At 73.2% G+C, this 18,597-nt stretch carries 21 protein-coding genes; 12 read left to right on the top strand and 9 right to left on the bottom strand.

The annotated features are described in order from the left end of the window. Positions 1 to 23 precede the first annotated feature (23 nt). Positions 24 to 1,346 carry a histidinol dehydrogenase gene (gene hisD, locus NP064_RS09710; protein ID WP_227570901.1) on the top strand — a complete coding sequence of 441 codons (1,323 nt, stop codon included), beginning with the start codon at positions 24 to 26 and terminating at the stop codon, positions 1,344 to 1,346. A gap of 9 nt (positions 1,347 to 1,355) precedes the next feature. Here hisD and NP064_RS09705 read toward each other — a convergent pair whose 3' ends face one another. The 3 genes from NP064_RS09705 to NP064_RS09695 form a co-directional block, all read right to left on the bottom strand. Then, positions 1,356 to 3,599, bottom strand: a complete 2,244-nt coding sequence (locus tag NP064_RS09705; RefSeq protein WP_227570900.1) for a DEAD/DEAH box helicase — start codon at positions 3,597 to 3,599, stop codon at positions 1,356 to 1,358. A gap of 103 nt (positions 3,600 to 3,702) precedes the next feature. After that, positions 3,703 to 4,563 carry a PKD domain-containing protein gene (locus tag NP064_RS09700; RefSeq protein WP_227570899.1) on the bottom strand — a complete coding sequence of 287 codons (861 nt, stop codon included), beginning with the start codon at positions 4,561 to 4,563 and terminating at the stop codon, positions 3,703 to 3,705. Positions 4,564 to 4,630: 67 nt separating this feature from the next. After that, positions 4,631 to 5,266 carry a DUF6318 family protein gene (locus tag NP064_RS09695; RefSeq protein WP_227570898.1) on the bottom strand — a complete coding sequence of 212 codons (636 nt, stop codon included), beginning with the start codon at positions 5,264 to 5,266 and terminating at the stop codon, positions 4,631 to 4,633. Positions 5,267 to 5,584: 318 nt separating this feature from the next. Between NP064_RS09695 and NP064_RS09690 the strand changes: the two genes are divergently transcribed. The 6 genes from NP064_RS09690 (at position 5,585) to NP064_RS09665 (ending at position 10,146) form a co-directional block, all read left to right on the top strand. Then, positions 5,585 to 6,700: a histidinol-phosphate transaminase gene (locus NP064_RS09690; RefSeq protein ID WP_227570897.1), complete on the top strand. Its 1,116-nt coding sequence runs from the start codon at positions 5,585 to 5,587 to the stop codon at positions 6,698 to 6,700. Continuing rightward, positions 6,697 to 7,317 (top strand): imidazoleglycerol-phosphate dehydratase HisB, encoded by a 621-nt coding sequence (hisB, locus tag NP064_RS09685; RefSeq protein WP_227570896.1) that lies wholly within the window; start codon positions 6,697 to 6,699, stop codon positions 7,315 to 7,317. Before NP064_RS09690 ends, hisB begins: the two co-directional genes overlap by 4 nt. Next, positions 7,314 to 7,871, top strand: coding sequence for a hypothetical protein (locus NP064_RS09680; RefSeq protein ID WP_227570895.1), 558 nt, complete (start codon positions 7,314 to 7,316; stop codon positions 7,869 to 7,871). Before hisB ends, NP064_RS09680 begins: the two co-directional genes overlap by 4 nt. A 59-nt stretch (positions 7,872 to 7,930) precedes the next feature. Next, positions 7,931 to 8,578 (top strand): imidazole glycerol phosphate synthase subunit HisH, encoded by a 648-nt coding sequence (hisH, locus tag NP064_RS09675; RefSeq protein ID WP_227570894.1) that lies wholly within the window; start codon positions 7,931 to 7,933, stop codon positions 8,576 to 8,578. Positions 8,579 to 8,659: 81 nt separating this feature from the next. Continuing rightward, positions 8,660 to 9,400, top strand: a complete 741-nt coding sequence (gene priA, locus NP064_RS09670) for a bifunctional 1-(5-phosphoribosyl)-5-((5-phosphoribosylamino)methylideneamino)imidazole-4-carboxamide isomerase/phosphoribosylanthranilate isomerase PriA (protein WP_227570893.1) — start codon at positions 8,660 to 8,662, stop codon at positions 9,398 to 9,400. Between the two features lie 2 nt (positions 9,401 to 9,402). Continuing rightward, on the top strand, positions 9,403 to 10,146 hold the full coding sequence (locus NP064_RS09665) for an SseB family protein (protein ID WP_227570922.1): 744 nt from the start codon (positions 9,403 to 9,405) through the stop codon (positions 10,144 to 10,146). Here the strand turns inward: NP064_RS09665 and NP064_RS09660 are convergent, their stop codons facing one another. The 6 genes from NP064_RS09660 to NP064_RS09635 form a co-directional block, all read right to left on the bottom strand. Beyond that, a complete protein-coding gene (locus NP064_RS09660; RefSeq protein ID WP_227570892.1) occupies positions 10,147 to 10,548 on the bottom strand; it encodes a spore germination protein GerW family protein in 402 nt (133 codons plus the stop codon). 30 nt (positions 10,549 to 10,578) lie between these two features. Further along, positions 10,579 to 11,328 carry a S1C family serine protease gene (locus NP064_RS09655; protein WP_227570891.1) on the bottom strand — a complete coding sequence of 250 codons (750 nt, stop codon included), beginning with the start codon at positions 11,326 to 11,328 and terminating at the stop codon, positions 10,579 to 10,581. After that, positions 11,325 to 12,284 (bottom strand): hypothetical protein, encoded by a 960-nt coding sequence (locus NP064_RS09650; RefSeq protein ID WP_227570890.1) that lies wholly within the window; start codon positions 12,282 to 12,284, stop codon positions 11,325 to 11,327. The genes NP064_RS09655 and NP064_RS09650 overlap by 4 nt, the downstream gene beginning before the upstream one ends. 106 nt (positions 12,285 to 12,390) lie before the next feature. Further along, complete coding sequence (locus NP064_RS09645) at positions 12,391 to 12,810, bottom strand: DUF1844 domain-containing protein (RefSeq protein WP_227570889.1); 420 nt, start codon at positions 12,808 to 12,810, stop codon at positions 12,391 to 12,393. Positions 12,811 to 12,886: 76 nt separating this feature from the next. Beyond that, complete coding sequence (locus NP064_RS09640; protein ID WP_227570888.1) at positions 12,887 to 14,392, bottom strand: catalase; 1,506 nt, start codon at positions 14,390 to 14,392, stop codon at positions 12,887 to 12,889. Positions 14,393 to 14,475: 83 nt separating this feature from the next. Beyond that, entirely contained in the window at positions 14,476 to 14,892 is a 417-nt protein-coding gene (locus NP064_RS09635) for a Fur family transcriptional regulator (protein WP_227570887.1), read from the bottom strand. A 370-nt stretch (positions 14,893 to 15,262) separates the two neighbouring features. Here NP064_RS09635 and infC point away from each other — a divergent pair, with 370 nt between their 5' ends. The 5 genes from infC (at position 15,263) to thpR (ending at position 18,548) form a co-directional block, all read left to right on the top strand. Then, positions 15,263 to 16,294 carry a translation initiation factor IF-3 gene (infC, locus tag NP064_RS09630; RefSeq protein WP_227570886.1) on the top strand — a complete coding sequence of 344 codons (1,032 nt, stop codon included), beginning with the start codon at positions 15,263 to 15,265 and terminating at the stop codon, positions 16,292 to 16,294. A gap of 91 nt (positions 16,295 to 16,385) precedes the next feature. Then, positions 16,386 to 16,580 carry a 50S ribosomal protein L35 gene (gene rpmI, locus NP064_RS09625; protein ID WP_227570885.1) on the top strand — a complete coding sequence of 65 codons (195 nt, stop codon included), beginning with the start codon at positions 16,386 to 16,388 and terminating at the stop codon, positions 16,578 to 16,580. Between the two features lie 61 nt (positions 16,581 to 16,641). Continuing rightward, entirely contained in the window at positions 16,642 to 17,025 is a 384-nt protein-coding gene (rplT, locus tag NP064_RS09620; RefSeq protein ID WP_227570884.1) for a 50S ribosomal protein L20, read from the top strand. Positions 17,026 to 17,059: 34 nt separating this feature from the next. Continuing rightward, positions 17,060 to 17,887 carry a TrmH family RNA methyltransferase gene (locus NP064_RS09615; protein ID WP_227570883.1) on the top strand — a complete coding sequence of 276 codons (828 nt, stop codon included), beginning with the start codon at positions 17,060 to 17,062 and terminating at the stop codon, positions 17,885 to 17,887. A 49-nt stretch (positions 17,888 to 17,936) separates the two neighbouring features. Continuing rightward, positions 17,937 to 18,548 carry an RNA 2',3'-cyclic phosphodiesterase gene (gene thpR / locus NP064_RS09610; RefSeq protein WP_227570882.1) on the top strand — a complete coding sequence of 204 codons (612 nt, stop codon included), beginning with the start codon at positions 17,937 to 17,939 and terminating at the stop codon, positions 18,546 to 18,548. The last annotated feature ends 49 nt before the right edge of the window (positions 18,549 to 18,597 follow it).

Below are 18,597 nucleotides of genomic sequence, written 5' to 3'. Positions count from 1 at the left end.
CGGCCCGGCACTAAACTCGGGCCATGATCTCCAGAATCGACCTGCGTGGTCGTTCGATGTCCCGGCGGGAGCTTCTCGAGACCCTGCCCCGTGCCGAGCTCGACGTCGAGTCCGCCACCGAGCAGGTGGCGCCGATCGTGGCATCCGTGCGCGCGCATGGCGCCGTGGCACTGCGGGATCTTGCGGAGCGCTTCGACGGCGTGCGGCCCAAGCACCTCCGCGTCCCCGCGGACGCCATCCAGGCCGCGGTGCGAGGGCTCGACCCCCTGGTCCGGGCTGCCCTGGAGGAGTCCATCAGCCGCGTGCGGACCGTGCACGCCGCGCAGCGCCCCGCCGACTTCACCGTCGAGGTGGCCCCCGGCGCCCAGGTGCGCCAGCGCTGGGTCCCGGTGCGGCGCGTCGGCCTCTACGTGCCCGGCGGTCTCGCCGTCTACCCGTCGTCGGTCGTCATGAACGTCGTCGCCGCCCAGGCGGCGGGCGTTGGCTCCCTCGCTGTGGCGTCCCCGCCGCAGCGCGACAACGGAGGGCTGCCCTCGCCGGATGTGCTGGCGACCTGCGGGCTGCTCGGCATCGACGAGGTGTACGCAGTGGGCGGCGCCCAAGCCATCGCGATGTTCGCCTACGGCGCGGCCGGCGCCGGCCCGGCCGACGGCGAGACCCTGTGCGAGCCCGTCGACGTCATCACCGGTCCCGGGAACGTGTACGTGGCGGCCGCCAAGCGGCTGGTGCGCGGCGTGGTCGGCATCGACGCCGAGGCCGGGCCCACCGAGATCGCGATCCTCGCCGACGGCACAGCCGACGCCACACACGTCGCCGCCGACCTCGTCTCCCAGGCCGAGCACGACCCGTTGGCGGCGGCCGTGCTCGTCACCACCTCCGTGGAGCTCGCGGGAGCGGTCGAGTCGAAGCTGAGCGACCGGGTCGAGTCGACCGCCAACGCCGAGCGGGTGATGCGGGCGCTCGCCGGGCCCCAATCGGCCATCGTGCTCGTCGACAACCTGGAGCACGGCCTCGAGGTCGTCAACGCCTACGGGGCGGAGCACCTCGAGATCCAGACCGTCGACGCCGCGGCCGTCGCCGAGCAGGTCACCAGCGCGGGGGCCATCTTCGTGGGCCCCTACTCGCCGGTCTCGCTCGGGGACTACATGGCGGGCTCCAACCACGTGCTTCCCACCGGCGGGTGCGCGCACTTCGCCAGTGGGCTCGGAGTGCACAGCTTCGTGCGGGCCATCCAGGTCATCGAGTACGACTCGGGCGCCCTGGCAGCCGTCTCGGACCGCATCGTCGCCCTCGCCGACGCCGAGCGGCTGCCGGCTCACGGCGAGGCCATCCGCGCTCGCTTCTGAGCTCTCCGTTCAACCGATCCCGAGGACGAACGGGAACACCGCTGAGGCGCCTGCCTGTCGGAGCAGGCGGGCGCCCACGGTGAGCGTCCACCCCGAGTCGGTGCGGTCGTCGAGCAGCAGCACCGAGCGTCCCGGCAGGCCGGCCGCCGCCGCGGGGGACAGGTCCAGCTCCAGGCGGCGCACCACCCCGGCCAGCCGTTGCGCCGAGTTCACGTCGTGGCGCGCCGCGGGCGACCCGCCCACCGGCCGCAGCGAGCCGACCACCGGGATGCCGAGCTGACGGGACACGCCGTCGGCCAGGTGGCGGAGCAGGCCCGGGCGGCTCGTCGACTCGACGACGACGATGCCCGCGGGCGAGGGCTCGGGCGTCCACGCCGCGAGGACCTCCAGCACGGGCTGCCGCAACGGGGCCGGGAGGACGTCGGCAGTCGCCGTCTCGTGCGGCGTGCCCCCAGGCGCCGGGGCGAACAGGTCGCGCAGCAGGCCGCCCCAGCCGATCCCGTCCAGCCGGGCCACCGCGCGGCCCGTCTCGGCCCGGTCGCCCGCGGCGATCCGCCCGCTCAGCTCGATTCCGAGCGACGCCATGCCGGAGGGCCACATGGTGCGGGGCTCGACCTCGACCCCGGGCACCGCGAGCCGCTCCCGGGCGCCAGCCACCTCTGCGGCATCCGGGACGACACCGGCGCTCGCCCCGCCGCACCGGTCGCACCGCCCGCACCGCCACCCGTCGGGGAGCTCGGGGTCGTCGAGCGCCCGCCGCAGGAAGGCCATCCTGCACCCGTCGCCGCGGACGTAGTCGACCATCGCCTGCTGCTCCGCGCGCCGGGCGGCGCTGACCCGCTCGTACCGCTCGGCGTCGTAAGACCACGGCTGGCCCGTGGCCTCCCACCCGCCGCGCACTCGCCGCACGGCGCCGTCGACGTCGAGCACCTTGAGCATGAGCTCGAGGCGCGCGCGGCGGAGGGTCACATGGGTCTCAAGCGCCGGAGTCGAGAGCGTCCCCCGGCTCTCCAGAGCAGCCAGCGCCGCCCTGACCTCGGACTCCGGCGGGAAGGCCATCGACGCGAAGTAGTCCCAGATCGCACGGTCCTCGCGGCCAGGCAGCAGGACGACCTCGGCGTGCTGCGTGGCTCGTCCCGCACGCCCCACCTGCTGGTAGTAGGCGATCGGGGAGGACGGCGCGCCCAGGTGCACGACGAACGCCAGGTCGCCCTTGTCGAACCCCATGCCGAGGGCCGAGGTCGCGACGAGCGCCTTGACGCGGTTCGCCAGCAGGTCCGCTTCAGCCGCTTGCCGCTCGGCGGTGTCTGTCTGCCCCGTGTAGGCCCGCACGTCCAGGCCGACGCCACGCAGGTACTCCGTCACCTGCTGCGCAGCGGCCACCGTCAGGCAGTACACGATGCCCGAGCCGTCGATCCGCGGCAGGTTGTGCGCCAGCCAGGCGAGCTGCGCGGAGCTGTCGGGCAGCTCGGCCACCGAGAGGTGCAGGCTCTCGCGGTCCAGCGGGCCGCGGAGCACCAGCACATCGGCGAGGGCCTCCGCTCCGGTGTGGCCACTGTCGTCACCGCTCACGGCCAGCTGCTCCGCGACGTCGTCGGTCACCCGCGCGTTCGCGGTCGCCGTGGTGGCGAGCACCGGGATCCCCGACGGGAGGTCGGCCAGCAGCGTGCGGATCCGGCGGTAGTCGGGCCGGAAGTCGTGGCCCCAGTCCGAGATGCAGTGCGCCTCGTCGACCACGACGAGACCGGCGTCCGCGGCGAGCCGCGGCAGCACCTCGTCGCGGAAGCCCGGGTTGTTCAGCCGCTCCGGGGAGACGAGAAGGACGTCGACCTCACCGGCGCGCACCCGCGCCTGCACGTCGGCCCACTCGGTCACGTTCGAGGAGTTGATCGTCTCCGCGCGGATCCCCGCGCGCTCCGCGGCGGCGACCTGGTTGCGCATCAGCGCCAGCAGCGGGGAGATGATCACGGTGGGCCCGGACGGGGTGGCGCCCGCCGCCCCGGACCTCAGCAGCGCGGTGGCGACGAAGTACACCGCCGACTTGCCCCAGCCGGTGCGCTGCACCACGAGAGCCCGTCGTCGGTCCGCCACCAGTGCCTCGATCGCCACCCACTGGTCGTCTCGCAGCCGGGCGTCCTCCCGCCCGACGAGCGCGCGGAGCGCGGCCTCGGCCTGCTCGCGCAGTGCCTCGCGGGGACCGTGCGTGGAGCCGGGGGCCGCGCCGGCGGAGGGGGACGACGCGCTGGGGGACATCCCCTGATGGTAGGCGGGACTGCTCGACGCGGTGGGCCGTGCCCCAGCCGAGCCACCCGACGCTGCTCCGGGGTGGCGGCGGTGCGGGTTCGGGTGGGCGGGGTCAGCAGCCGGGGGCGGCGGGGTTGTCATGGCAGGTGTCGGCCACCAGGTGGGAGCGGGACTCGTGGACGGTCACGGGGGTGTGGGTCGTGGTGGTGGTCGCGGTGCCGTTGACCGGGAGCCACGTGGTGGCGCCGGCGATCTGGTACTCGCCCGCCCAGGTGGTGGTCAGGGTGATCGAGTAGGCGCCGGGCCGGGGGAAGGGGTGGCCGATGACGCCCGGAGGGAAGGAGCCGGTGGGGACGCGCGAGTCGGGAGGGAAAGGGCTGCCGGGGTGGGTGGTGGTCACCGGGGCGGCGCCGTCGCCGAAGTCCCAGGTGTAGTGGGTCGGCGTGGCGCGCACCGTGATCGGGAAGTCGAGCAGGGTGGCGGCGAGCTCTTGGGTGGCGGGGTCGGCGGTGGCGACCACGCCCAGGCCGGTGAGCAGGTGTGGAGTGTTCGGGTGCAGTGCCGTGGTGGTGGGAGCCAGGGGCAGGCGGCGGAAGTCCTCGGCGGTGAAGGGCGGCAGGAGGTCTTGGGGGCAGGACGCGTCGGCGATCTTGCTCCACGGGCCCCACGGGGCCTCGGGGCTAGGGCGGGTGCGTGTCCACAGGTGCGCCAGGGCCGGGAAGCCGGCGCAGTCGGGCAGGGGGACCGCGCCGTCGGCGCCGGGGCAGGAGCCAAGGGTCGCCGGGTAGACGTATCCGGGACCCTCGCATTGCTCCATGCGGGCGTACTCGCGCAACGCCGCCGCCGGGTCACCCGCCGCCCGCGCCGCCGCATGCGCCGCAGCTGCTCCGGCGGCTTGCTTCGCGTTGAGATTAATGGACTCATCGATCGCGTCGGCGCGGAGCCCGCCCTTCGGGTCTGAGGTGCTAGCCACTGGCAACACGTGATGGCCCGCGAGGGGAATCAGCGCGATCAGGCCGAAGACTGCGAACTGGGCGAACCTAAGCACTGGGCGTCACAGCTTCGACACCGCGTATGAGCCATACTCCGCCCTCATAGAAGAGCGAGAAGACCAGCCGCAGGTTGTCAGCGGGCACCGGTTCGCCGACGAGGTCTCCTAATCCGTCAACTTCACGAAACTCGGCCTGTGCCACGTCCATCTCGGCGCTGAAACTATGCCCGGGATTCAATTCCAGCGCACTTGCGGTGAGGATGGTCACCTCTCCGCCTTCATTGTGATTGCCCTTTGCGAGCAAGTTCTCGACGTCCGCGACCACATTGGCACAGAACTTGCACTCGGGATGGCTCAGTGCGCGCCAATCGGCAAGGTCTCCGGTGTTATGGACGTATGGGTACAGCGCCAGCGCGTAAGTGGCGAACTCCAATGCTCCGTCTGTGGTCGCGTCCATCGCCGCCGGGCGCTCTGGCTTGGCGGACTGGGTCGGGCCCGGTGTGGGCTCAGGGATGGGCGTGCCGACTGCCGAGGTCGCCGTGGGCGTGCGCGGGGGTTCGGCGCCCTCGGCGGCGCACCCGGCGAGTGCGAGGGCGGTGACGATCGCTGTGCTCGCCAGAGGGCCGGGGCGCGCCCGTCGCCGCCCGTCGCGGTCGTGGGTGTGCGGGCGCGGCGGCTGGGTCATGCCCGTGAACCTAGCGAGAACATGACAACTCGGTCACCCCGCGGTCTCCGTCTGTGGACACGGGGAACCCAGAACCGCGGCGGGTTCCCTAGAAAGGCGGATGCCCGTCCGCGCGGGGGGAGAGCGGACGGGCATCTGCTGACCTCGTCGTCAGGCGGCAGGCGCGAAAGGGGGAGTGGTCGCGCGGCCGCACTACGAGGCTAGGCACAGGGCGGGGGATCGCGGGTGGGACCTTGGTCATGATCTGCGCGGGGTGGCGCGCGTCTCATCAGAGGCGCGCGGGAGTGGCCTTCCCGGCCGGGAATCTAGACTCGCTCCGTGACTTCTGACCTAGCCCGTCCCTCGCTGCCGCTGCGCGCCGAGCTCGTCGGGCTCGAGCCGTACGGCGCGCCGCAGCTCGACGTGCCGCACCTGCTCAACGTGAACGAGAACCCGTACGCGCCGTCCGTGGACGTCGTCGCCGACATCGCCCATGACGTGGCGGAGGCCGCGGCAGGTCTGAACCGGTATCCCGACCGGGACTTCCGCGCGCTGCGGGCCGACCTGGCCGGCTACCTAGCCGTCGAGTCGGGCGTCGAGCTGGCCGAGGACCAGATCTGGGCGGCGAACGGCTCGAACGAGATCATGCTGCACCTGCTGCAGGCGTTCGGCGGTCCCGGGCGCACGGCGCTGTCGTTCGCGCCGACCTACTCCATGTACCCGGAATATGCGCGGGACACGAGCACGCGGTGGGTCGTCGGCCGCAGGGCCGAGGACTTCACGATCGACCCGCAGGCCGCGGCGGCGCTGATCGCCGCGGAGGCCCCGTCCGTGGTCCTGCTCGCCAGCCCCAACAACCCGACCGGCACTGCGCTGCCTGCCCGGACGCTCGAGGTCATCCTCGACGCCGCGGCCGACGTCCCCGGCGGCTGCGTGGTCGTGGTCGACGAGGCGTACGGGGAGTTCCGCCGGGAAGGAGTGCGCTCCGCGCTGCACCTGCTCGCGGACCGTCCCCACCTGGTCGTGTCCCGCACCATGTCGAAGGCCTTCGGCCTGGCCGGCGCCCGGGTCGGCTACCTCGCCGCCGCGCCTGCGCTGGTCGACGCGCTCCGCGTGGTCCGACTGCCCTATCACCTGTCGGCGGTGACCCAGGCGGTTGCCCGGGCGGCGTTGCGACACGCGCCCGCCCTCATGGCGCAGATCGGGTCGCTGCGGGCAGAGCGCGACGCGCTGGTCGAGTGGCTGCGGGACCGCGGGCTGCGGGTCGCCGAGTCCGACGCGAACTTCGTCCTCTTCGGGGTGTTCGACGACCGTCACGCGATCTGGCAGGGTCTGCTCGACCGCGGGGTGCTGATCCGCGAGACGGGACCCGAGGGGTGGCTGCGCGTGTCGATCGGCACGCCGGAGGACATGACGGCGTTCAAGGACGCCCTGGTGGAGGTGGCAGGACTGTGACCACGACGGCTGACCGCTCGGCGCGGACGGCGCGCATCGAGCGGACCACGAGCGAGTCGAGCGTGCTCGTCGAGCTCGACCTCGACGGCACGGGAACGACGGACATCTCGACCACCGTCGGCTTCTACGACCACATGCTCACCGCGCTCGGCAAGCACTCCTTGATCGACCTCACCGTCAAGGCGACGGGCGACACGCACATCGACGCGCACCACACCGTCGAGGACGTCGCCATCGCGATCGGCGAGGCGCTGCGGGTGGCGCTCGGCGACAAGAAGGGGATCTCCCGCTTCGGCGACGCCCTGGTTCCGCTGGACGAGGCGCTCGCGCAGGCGGTCGTCGACGTGTCCGGACGCCCCTACCTGGTGCACGAGGGAGAGCCGGCCGGCCAGGAGTACCACCTGATCGGCGGGCACTTCACCGGGTCGCTCACGCGTCACGTCCTGGAGTCCATCGCGCACCACGCCGGGATCTGCGTCCACATGCGGGTCTTGGCTGGGCGGGACCCGCACCACATCGTCGAGGCGCAGTTCAAGGCCTTGGCGCGTGCCCTGCGGTTCGCGGTGCAGCCGGACCCGCGCGTCGAGGGCATCCCGAGCACGAAGGGGGCGCTGTGAGCGTGGACGGCACGCCCCGGCCTACTGGCGACGACGACCTGCCGGACGGCTTCTCGGTCCCTGACGACCTGTCCTCGCTCGAGGGCCTCGGCGAGGCGGCCCAGCCGGACGCCGCTCCGCAGGAGGAGCGGCCGCAGGTCGCGCTGGTCGTCACGCAGGTGGCCGGCGCCGAGGCGCTGGCCGCCGCGTGCGCGTTGTCCAAGGTCGACGCCGACGCGATCTTCACGCCGGTCGGCGCGGTCGCGGTCCTGCGCGATCCGGCCGCAGGCCCGGCCGGCGCGGGCGCGCTGTCCACAATGCTCAAGGGGGCGCCAGTGGTGCTCCTGGTGCGGCGCGCGGGCCGGATCAGCGCCACCCACTGGACCCATGGCGTGCAGGGGGACGAGCTGCCGCCCGGACTCGTGCTGTCGGACGCGCCCGCGGTGCTCGAGCAGCTGCTGCTGGGCACGCTGACGATCGACGACGCCGAGAACCCTGTCACCAGCGTGGGGATGTCCCGGTGGAAGGCGATGCGCCTGCTCGCTGCGGCCGCCAAGGACATCCGCCGGGGCTGACCTCGGGCGTGCGCTGGACACCGCGCCAGAGGTCGCGCGCCGCCGGGTAACCTGGGCCGGTGCCCAGCCAGTCTCGCGTCGTCGTCCTCGACTACGGCTTCGGCAACGTGCGCTCCGCCGTGCGTGCGCTGGAGCGGGTCGGCGCCCAGGTCGAGCTCACTGCCGACCCCCATGCGGCCGCCGAGGCCGACGGCCTCGTCGTGCCCGGGGTCGGCGCCTTCGCCGCCTGCATGAACGGGCTGCGTGAGGTCCACGGGGACCAGATCGTCGACCGCCGCCTCGCGGGCGGACGGCCTGTGCTGGGGATCTGCGTGGGCATGCAGGTCATGTTCGACTCCGGTGACGAGCACGGCGTGCGGGCAGACGGGCTCGGCGAGTGGCCCGGGGTCGTGGACCGCCTGGAGGCCGAGGTCGTGCCCCACATGGGCTGGTCGACCGTGGACGTGCCCGCCGGGTCCACCCTCTTCGCCGGGCTCGAGGACGAGCGGTTCTACTTCGTCCACTCGTACGCGGCGCGTTCCTTCCCGCTCGCCGAGTCCGTGGACGCGCAGCGGTTCGCCCGCCCCCTGGTCACGTGGTCCGAGCACGGCGGCCGGTTCGTGGCGGCCGTCGAGAACGGCCCGCTGTGCGCGACGCAGTTCCACCCGGAGAAGTCGGGGGACGCGGGCGCAGGGCTGCTGCGCAACTGGGTCGCCTCGCTGCGCTGAGCGCGTCGCCGACGATCTGATCGACCGGCCCCTCGAGGGCCCTGCAACGCGGCGCCGCGCGCGCCGCCGAGAGAGGACATCATGACCGACCGCCTGGAGCTGCTGCCCGCCGTCGACGTCGCCGATGGGCAGGCCGTGCGCCTGGTCCAGGGCGCCGCCGGCTCGGAGACGGGTTATGGCGACCCGCTCGCCGCCGCCCTCGACTGGCACGCTGGTGGGGCCGAGTGGATCCACCTGGTGGACCTCGACGCCGCGTTCGGCCGCGGCTCGAACGCGCCGCTGCTCGCGGAGGTCGCCGCGGACCTCGCCGGCAAGGGCGTCAAGGTCGAGCTCTCGGGCGGGATCCGTGACGACGCCTCCCTCGAGCGCGCCCTGGCGACCGGCGCCACGCGGGTCAACCTCGGCACCGCGGCGCTCGAGGACCCGGAGTGGACCGCCAAAGTCATCGCCAGCCATGGCGCGGCGATCGCCGTCGGCCTCGACGTGCGCGGCACGACGCTCGCGGCGCGTGGCTGGACGAAGGAGGGCGGTGACCTGTGGGAGGTCCTGGCGCGCCTCGACGAGGCCGGCTGCGCCCGCTACGTGCTGACCGACGTGACGAAGGACGGCACGCTGCGCGGCCCGAACATCGAGCTGCTGCGCGAGGTCTGCCAGCGCACGAACGCGCCGGTCGTGGCCTCGGGCGGTGTCTCGAGCCTCGCCGACATCGAGGCGCTGCGGACTCTCGTGCCGCTGGGCGTCGAGGGCGCGATCGTGGGCAAGGCGCTCTACGCGGGAGCCTTCACGCTGCCCCAGGCCCTGGACGTCGCCGGGCGGCCGTGACCATGGTCGGCCGAGAGCTGCCACCGTCGTCGCCGTTCGCCGGGGACGACGGGACCTGCGACGCCCGACTGGCGGCCGTCCTCGACGCGCACTCCCGGGGCTCGAGCCCCGTCGCCGACGTCGTGGACGCGCTGGCCGGCACGCGCGTGCTGGTCCCCGTGCTGGCCGAGCTCGAGGCCGCAGACGTGGTCGAGCACGACGGGCGGGAGCACACCGTCGACAAGGAGGCCTCCGCGGGGATCGTGGCCCTGCAGGCGCCCGACGGCCGCACCGCGCTGCCCGTGTTCTCCTCCGTGGCGAGCATGGCAGCGTGGCGGGCCGACGCGCGGCCTGTCCCCTCCGAGATCGCGCGCGCGGCGCTCTCCGCCGTGAGCGAGGGATGGGAGCTCCTGGTGCTGGACCCCGGCGGGCCGGTCACCGTGCTGGTGCCCCGCCCCGCCGTGTGGGCGCTCGCCCAGCAACGGGGGTGGGAGCCCGCGGTGCGGGTGTCGTCGGGCGGCCCCGAGGTGGATCCCGTCGTGCGGGCGGCGGTGACGACCGCGCTCGCCGGCATCCCGGAGGTCCGGGCGTCGGACGCCGAGCCGGGCCGCCGCGCGGAGATCGCCGCCGTGCTCACACTCGTCCCCGGGCTCGACAGGGCGCATCTGGACGCTGTGCTCGCGCAGGTCAACACCGCCCTGGCCAGCGACGACGTCGTGACGGAGCGGGTCGACTCGCTTGAGTTGCGGCTCCGGTCGGCCGGCTGATCAGCGCCGGCGCAGGCGCCCCAGGACCCAGGACGCGCCCACCACGGTGACAGTCACCGCGGCGACGATCTGCCCGCCGAGGATCACCCGGTTGAGGTCCAGGGCGGGGCGCCAGTGCACGCCCTCGCCGTCGACCACGTAGACGCCGAGCGGCTTGACCTGCGCGGCGTAGCCGCCGCCGCCGCCCTGCCCGCCCGCGTCGGGACGGCCGCCGTCCTCGCCGTGCCCCTCGCCCCGGTTGCCCGAGCCGAATCCCGATCCGGTGCCGCCGACGATGCGGGCCACGGGGATGACGGTCGTCCCGGCGTGCTCGTAGGGCTCCCCGAAGACACGGTCCACGTTGAGGGTGTCGCTCACCGCCTGGGTCACGCCCGACGGGTCGAAGTCACGGTCCTGCGGCATGGCGTCTCCTGTGTTCCTCGGGCTCTGGGCTCAGGATGTGGTGGTGCACGACGTCGACTCGACGAACGAGGTGTCGTCAGCAAGCATCGCGCGCAGTGTGCTGACCGGCACCACGAAGCTCATCCCCGTCGAGTTCTTGGCGTAGACCACCCCGATCACGCGGCCCTCGGAGTCGAGCGCCGCCGACCCGGAGCTTCCCGGCTCCACCGGGGCGTCCGTGATGAGCACCTCGCCGAGGTTCTCGTTGAGGGGATCGGTGGTGGTGCCGATGACCTGGCCGCTGGTGACCGTGAGCTGCCCGCCGAGCGGGTAGCCCACCACGGTCACCGGGTCGCCGGGGGCGGGATCGGACTCCGCCAGCACCGGGGCGGCCGGCAACGGCTGCGCCGTGCGCACCACCGCCAGGTCGGCCAGTCCGGCGATACTCGCCGCCGTCACCGCGATGTCGCGACCGTCGTACGTGCTGACCTGCAGGTCGTCCGAGTCTGCGACGACGTGCCGGTTGGTGATCAACGTCGACTCGTCGATGGCGAAGCCCGAACCCGTCGACAACGACGAGCAGCCGATGTTGCGGATCCGGACCGCCATCCGCTGCGCCGCGTCGAACCCGTCGACCGACAGGTTCCCGGTCTGGGTGGGCGCGGCGATGGGGGCGTGCGACGGGACGATGTCGGTCGGCATGGGCCCGGGCGGGGAGGGCAGCACCCCGCATCCAGCCGCCAGGACGACGGCGAGCGCCGCGCCGGCGGCCCGGAGCGGAGTCGCGCGGCGGGTCGTCACCGGGTCAGCACCTCCTGCAGCGCCTTGTTGGCGTCGGTCGCCGAGTCGCAGACCCGGGTGACGTCCGCGCGGAAGCGCGCGAGGTCCGCGGGGTCGTACGAGGCGGAGTCTTGCAGGTAGGTGATGAGCTTGTTCTGCCCGTCGACGCAGGAGGTCAGCGCCGACGTGACGTTGCGCGCCGCGTCGGAGACCTTCGACTGGAAGTCCACGAGACGCTGCTGCACTTCCCGGTCGTCGCCGAGCTGGGCCTTCTCGTCGGCGAGCTCGGTGATGCGCGTCTGGGCGGCGTCCAGCTGCGCCCGGGTGCCGTCCAGCTCGGCGAGGGCTCCAGCCAGGTCGTCGCGGGCCTTCGCCAGGTCCTGCCCGGTCGACCGGGCCACCTGCTCCCACTCGGCGTTGCGACTCTCCAGCGCGCGCGCGGTCACCAGCAGGTAGGTGCTCAATGCGATCAGCAGGGCGAGCACCAGGGGGATGACGATCATCGCCCACTGGCGCCGGCGCCGAGGGGCGACGTCCGCGAGGGAGAGGGAGGCGGGCAGCGGCGCCGGGGCGGAGGCGGCGAAGCCCGCGCGGGGGGCGCCGTCCGGCATCGCGAGGGCGCCGTGGCCCGAGGGCGCGTACCCGGGAGGGAGGGGGCCAGGCATGAACAACGTCGGGGCGGGGGAGGGAGGGACGACAGGCGCCGTGACGCTCGGCGCTGGCGCGCGGTGCGTCGCCGCGGGAGCAAGAACAGGCCCGGGCGGCTCGGGCTCCGGCGCCACCGGGCCGGACAGCGGCGCGGCGAGGCGTTGCAGCCGTTCCTGCGCCGAGTCGCCGACCTCGGGGGCCGGCTGGTCCACCGGTGCGGCGGCCGGCTCGGCGGCCCGGTCGCGGGCGTCCGCGGTCCCGCCGAGACGTGCCTCAGCAGGATCGGAGTCGCTGAGGTCGCCCTCGTCGGTCCCTAGGTGGCTCGTCACGCAGCACAGGATAGGGGGAGGGCGGGGCGCCGTGCCGCGGGAATCGCGCGTCGGACCGGCGTCCCCGGCCTGCCGTCGGGCGTGCTGGCGGCTGTTCCTGGACCGGTCAGCTCACCGCGCCGGTGAACTTCTCGCCGGGCCCGTCGCCCGGGGCGTCCGGGAAGGGCGACGCCTCCCGGAAGGCGAGCTGCAGGGATCGCAGGCCGTCGCGCAGCGCGCGCGCGTGCTGGTTGCCGATGTCCGGGGCGGAGGCGGTCACCAGGGCGGCCAGCGCGGTGATGAGCTTGCGCGCCTCGTCGAGGTCCAGGTGGTCGGACGCGGGAGAGCCGGGCAGGTCCTCGGCGAGCCCGCACTTGACGGCCGCGGCGCTCATCAGGTGGACGGCCGCTGTGGTGATGACCTCGACCGCGGCGACGTCGGCGATGTCGCGGACCGCGGCGCCCGGGTCGTCGTGGGCATGGCGTGCGCCCTGAGGCTCGGACTGCGCGGACACCGGGGCGGGCGTGTGCTCGTCGTGCTCGGACATGCGGCGATCCTCTCATCTCGCGCCGAGGGCCCCGCACCGGCGCGGTGCGGGGCCCTCGGGTGGAGCAGGTCGTGCGTCAGACGGCCGGGACCGTCGCAGTGGCCGGGGTGCCGGTCTCGATCGGCGCGACACCGGCGAGGTTCGCCCGCAGGGCGGAGCCGAGGCTCGCGTCCACGTTCGTCCAGTACTGGATGGCGCGCTCGCGGATCGCCTCGTTCTTCACACCGCCGACGTGGCCGGTGATCGTCTCGAGGAAGCGCGCCCGGGCCGCGTCGTCGAAGACGTCACGGTAGAGCGTGCCTGCCTGGCCGAAGTCGTCGTCCTCGGCGTGGAGCGTGGCCGCGGTGCGGACCAGGTCGCCGTCCGACTCCCAGCCGCGCGACTCGGCGGCGACGTCGGCGTGGGCCGCGGGGCCGCCCACCGAGTTCGGCGCGTACACCGGGGTGCTGGCCGAGTTGAAGCCGGTGCGCATGGCGCCGTCCTGCGAGTACGAGTGCACCGGGGCGGCGTGCGGGGCGTTGACCGGCAGCTGCGCGTGGTTGGTGCCCACGCGGTACCGGTGCGCGTCGGCGTAGGAGAAGATGCGGGCAAGCAGCATCTTGTCCGGGCTCGCCGCGATGCCGGGGACGAAGTTGCTGGGCGCGAACGTCGCCTGCTCGATCTCCGCGAAGTAGTTCTCCGGGTTCCGGTTGAGCTCGAGCGTCCCGACCTTGATCAGCGGGTAGTCGGCGTGCGGCCACACCTTCGTCAGGTCGAACGGGTTGAAGCGGTACGACTTCGCGTCCTCGTACGGCATGACCTGGACGGACAGCGTCCAGGACGGGAAGTCGCCGCCCTCGATGGCCTCGTACAGGTCGCGGATGTGCACGTCGGCGTCGGAGCCGGCGAGCTGCGCGGCCTCGTCGTTGCTGAAGTTCTTGATGCCCTGGTCGGTGATGAAGTGGTACTTCACCCAGAAGCGCTCGCCCTCGGCGTTGATCCACTGGTAGGTGTGCGAGCCGAACCCGTCCATGTGCCGCCACGAGGCCGGGATGCCGCGGTCGCCCATGAGCCACGTCACCTGGTGCGCCGACTCGGGGGACAGGCTCCAGAAGTCCCACTGCATGTCGTTGTCGCGCAGGTGCGAGCCCGGCAGGCGCTTCTGCGAGTGGATGAAGTCGGGGAACTTGATGCCGTCGCGGATGAAGAAGACGGGGGTGTTGTTGCCGACCAGGTCGTAGTTGCCCTCGGTCGTGTAGAACTTCAGCGCGAAGCCGCGGGGGTCGCGCCACGTGTCGGGGGAGCCCTGCTCGCCGGCGACCGTGGAGAACCGCTGCAGCACCTCGGTGGTCACGCCGGGCTGGAACAGCGCCGCGCGGGTGTAGCGGCTGACGTCCTCAGTGGTGGTGAACGTGCCGAAAGCCCCGCCGCCCTTGGCGTGCACGACGCGCTCCGGAACGCGCTCGCGGTTGAACTGCGCGAGCTTCTCCACCAGGTAGTGGTCGTGCAGGACGATCGGGCCGTCGGCGCCGACGGTCTGCGAGTGCGCGTCCGACGCGACGGGAGCGCCCGAGTTGGTGGTGGTGGGGGGGACGTTCGACATGCGGTTCCTCTCGCTGTCCCGGGCGGGCCGGGGTGAGTGCTCCCCCTGCCGGTGGCAGGGGTCGATGGGGGCGGGCGCTGTGCTCAGTGCTGGCAGTCCGGGCACAGGCCCCAGAAGGTGACCTCGGCGCTCTCGACCGTGAACCCGGACGTCGAGCTCGGGATCAGGCAGGGAGCGTGGCCGACCGCGCAGTCGACGTCGTCGATCGCTCCGCAGGACCGGCACACGACGTGGTGGTGGTTGTCCCCGGTCCGCCGCTCGTAGCGCGCCGGGTGTCCCGCGGGCTCGATCTGCCGGACCAGGCCCGCGTCGGTGAGGGCGTGCAGCACGTCGTAGACGGCTTGCACGGACACGGTGCCCAACGAGGCGCGTACCTCAGTCAGGACGGCGTCCGCGTCGGCGTGGGGGTGCTGCGCGAGGGCCTCGAGCGCCGCGAGTCGCGTCGCGGTGACCCGGAGGCCGTTGTCCCGCAGTTGCTGCTCGGAGGTGGCCGTCGTCATGGCAACACCCTAGCGGGTTTTCTGGAACGAATCCAATCTTTGATTCATTCTGAGTTGCTGCCCGGGGTGGGGTCCCGCCGCGTTGCGGCCCCCCGCAGGTCATCTGTTAGAGTCATGCCTTGACTGACCTGGGTCGAACGTCGCTCGAACGAGCGCGCCGGCCCGGGTGCACAAGTGGAGTCACCTCCCACCTGAGTTTCGACCGCTCGATTTTTGATCGACGACAGAGGCCAGGTCCTGGTCCGGAGAGCACGGCCTCGCGGTCGTGCTTGTCCGCCGTCGTGCGAGACGCTCGTCGCGTCACGTGCTAGCGGCTCCGGACTTCGAGGCCCCCACCTGTGCCCAGGTTCGGGGGCCTTTCCCGTTCCTGGTGATCTCCACGACGAAACCCGAGGAGCACCACATCAGCGAGCCCCGCATCAACGATCGGATCCGCGTCGCCGAGGTCCGCCTGGTCGGCCCCAACGGCGAGCAGGTCGGCATCGTCCGCGTGGAAGACGCACTGCGCCTGGCCCAGGATGCCGATCTCGACCTCGTCGAGGTGGCCCCGGACGCCCGCCCCCCGGTCTGCAAGATCATGGACTACGGCAAGTTCAAGTACGAAGCAGACATGAAGGCCCGTGAGGCCCGGCGCAACCAGACGAACACGATTCTCAAGGAGATTCGTTTCCGCCTGAAGATCGACCCGCACGACTACGGCACCAAGAAGGGCCACGTCGAGCGGTTCCTCAAGGCGGGCGACAAGGTCAAGGTCATGATCATGTTCCGCGGTCGCGAGCAGTCGCGCCCGGAGATGGGCATCCGCCTGCTCCAGCGGCTCGCAGCCGACGTCGCCGAGCTCGGCTTCATCGAGAGCTCGCCGAAGCAGGACGGCCGCAACATGATCATGGTGCTCGGGCCCACCAAGAAGAAGGCTGAGCAGAAGAGCGAGCAGCGCCGCGCGGCGCAGCAGACGAAGCCGCGCGACGAGCAGGGCGAATCTGAGGCCCCGTCCTCGGCTCCGGCTCCTGCGGCCGCCCCGGCTCCCGTCGAGGCTGCTCCGGCATCGGTCGAGGCCGCCCCGGCTCCCGTCGAGGCCGCTGCCCCGGCTCAGGCCGAGGCCCCGGCGAAGGCTGCCGCCCCGGCCAAGGCCGCGACGCCCGCACCCGCGGACGTCGAGGCGCCCGTCGAGCCCAAGCCGGCTGCCGCCAAGCCTGCCGCCAAGGCGGCGGCGCCCAAGGCTCCGGCCGCGGACACCGAGGCCCCGGCGGCTGCCGCTCCGGCCCCCCGGCCCGCGGCTCGACCCGCACCGAGCGCAGCGAAGCCTGCTGCGCCCCGCCCTGCCCCCCGGCCCGGTCCGGCCAAGCCGGCGGCGAAGCCCTCGCCGTCCGCTCGTCCGGGACAGTCGGGAACCACAGCCTGACCGAACGAGGGACGGGGGTCCTCCTTCGGACCCCCGCGCCAACGAGTCGCGCCACCCCGCGCGATGCGACGACAAGGAGAGAGCGGCAGCCATGCCGAAGAACAAGACGCACTCCGGTGCCAAGAAGCGTTTCCGGGTCACCGGCAGCGGCAAGCTCATGCGTGAGCAGGCCAACGGCCGTCACCTGCTCGAGCACAAGTCGAGCCGTCGGACCCGGCGTATCGCCGGCGACGTCGTCGTCTCTGCTGCTGACGTCCCCAAGATCAAGAAGCTGCTCGGCAAGTGATCCTGTGGGCGCGTGAGCGCCCCGGAGTCACCTGCGAGCCCCGACACGCAAGGAGCATCACGTGGCACGCGTGAAGCGGGCGGTCAACGCCCAGAAGAAGCGCCGCACTACCCTCGAGCGCGCCAGCGGTTACCGCGGCCAGCGCTCGCGCCTGTACCGCAAGGCGAAGGAGCAGGTCACCCACTCCCTCGTCTACTCCTACCGGGACCGCAAGGCCCGCAAGGGAGACTTCCGCAAGCTGTGGATCCAGCGCATCAACGCGGCCTCGCGTGAGCAGGGCCTCACGTACAACCGCCTGATCCAGGGCCTGAAGCTCGCCGGCATCGAGGTCGACCGCCGCGTGCTCGCCGACCTCGCGGTCAACGACGCGCAGGCCTTCAACACGCTGGTCGCCGCAGCCAAGGCTGCTCTTCCGGCCGACGTGAACGCGCCTTCCGCTGCGTGACACGCTGACTGCTGCACCGACGGACGCCCGGTTGATGCCCGAGCTCGCTAACCCCCGCGCTGAGCGGGTCAAGGCGGTTCGAGCGTTGGCCGGGCGTTCCGTGCGTCAGCGCACCGGCCGGTTCCTCGTCGAGGGACCGCAGTCGGTGCGCGAGGCCGTGCGGTTCGCGGCCGGCCAGGTCCGCGACGTGTACCTGACCGAGGCCGCCGCGCAGCGTTACGACGAGATCGTCCGGGACGCGCAGGCGGCTGGACTGCCGGTGCGGCTCGGCACGCCCGAGGTGCTCGAGGCCATGTCCGCCGACGCGCAGGGCGTCGTCGCCGTCCTCGAGCGACGCCCCACCACCCTCGACGAGCTGTTCCGCGGCGCACCCCGGCTGGTCGCGGTCCTCGCCAACGTCCGCGACCCCGGGAACGCGGGCACCGTGATCCGGGCGGCCGACGCCGCCGGGGCCGACGCGGTGGTGCTCGCAGGGGAGAGCGTGGACCCGCTCAACCCCAAGGCCGTCCGGTCCACCGCCGGTTCCCTGTTCCATCTGCCGGTCGTGGCGGGCGTCGCGCTCGCGCCCACGCTCGAGCGGCTCCGCGCCGAGGGCCTGCTGGTCCTGGCGGCGGACGGCAGCGGCGAGCACGATCTCGACGACCTGCAGGACGCGGCCGCCGGCGGGGCGCCGGCCGGGGTCCCCGACCTGCGCACCCCCACGGCCTGGCTGTTCGGCAACGAGGCCTGGGGCCTCCTCCCGACCGACCGCGAGCTGGCGGACGCGGCGGTGCGGGTCCCGATCCGGGGGCGCGCGGAGTCGCTGAACCTGGCGACCGCCGCCACCGTGTGCCTGTACGCCAGCTCCCGCGCGCAGCGCTGACCTCCCGTAGGGCTCGGCGCGCCGCTCGCGGGTGCGCCATGGTGGTGCGATGCGACTGTTCGCGGCCGTCCGCCCCCCGGAGCGCGTGCTCCACCACCTCGACCTGGCGCTGCGCGTCGTGCAGGACGCGCAAGGGCACGTCCCGCCGCCTGTGGGACTGCGCTGGACGGCGCCGGAGAACCGGCACCTGACGGCAGCCTTCTACGGCGAGGTGTCGGACGGCGCCGTGGACCTGCTCGCCGAGTCGTTGCGGGGCGCGCTGGGGGGCGTGCGCCCGTTCGAGCTGCGGCTGCGTGGCGCGGGGGTGTTCGCGCACCGGACGCTGTGGGTCGGCGTCTCGGGCGAGGTCGAGGGCATGCACACGGTGATCGACGCCGCCGGGCGGGCGGGGGAGCCGGTCGGCGCGCGGGCGGACACCCGGGTGCGCTCCCGACCGCACATGACGGTCGGCCGGATCGCGCCGGCCGCCGGGCGCCAGCGAGGCCGCCGGCGACCGGCGGCTGACGCGCCCGACGCCGCGGCGCTCGTGCACGCCCTGTCGTTGTACGACGGCCCGGCCTGGCAGGTCGACGAGGTGATGCTGCTGCGCTCCCAGCCGGGGGCCGGGCGCGCGGGCGGCCCCCTCTACACGGCGCTCGAGTCGATCGCGCTGGCGCGCTAGGTCGAGACGGCCCACGGCTGTGCTTCGCGGCCTCGCCGCCCGGGCCTGA

This window comes from Cellulomonas chengniuliangii, from assembly GCF_024508335.1.
Taxonomy (GTDB): domain Bacteria; phylum Actinomycetota; class Actinomycetes; order Actinomycetales; family Cellulomonadaceae; genus Cellulomonas_A; species Cellulomonas_A chengniuliangii.
This window is presented reverse-complemented; position numbering and strand designations above follow the sequence as displayed.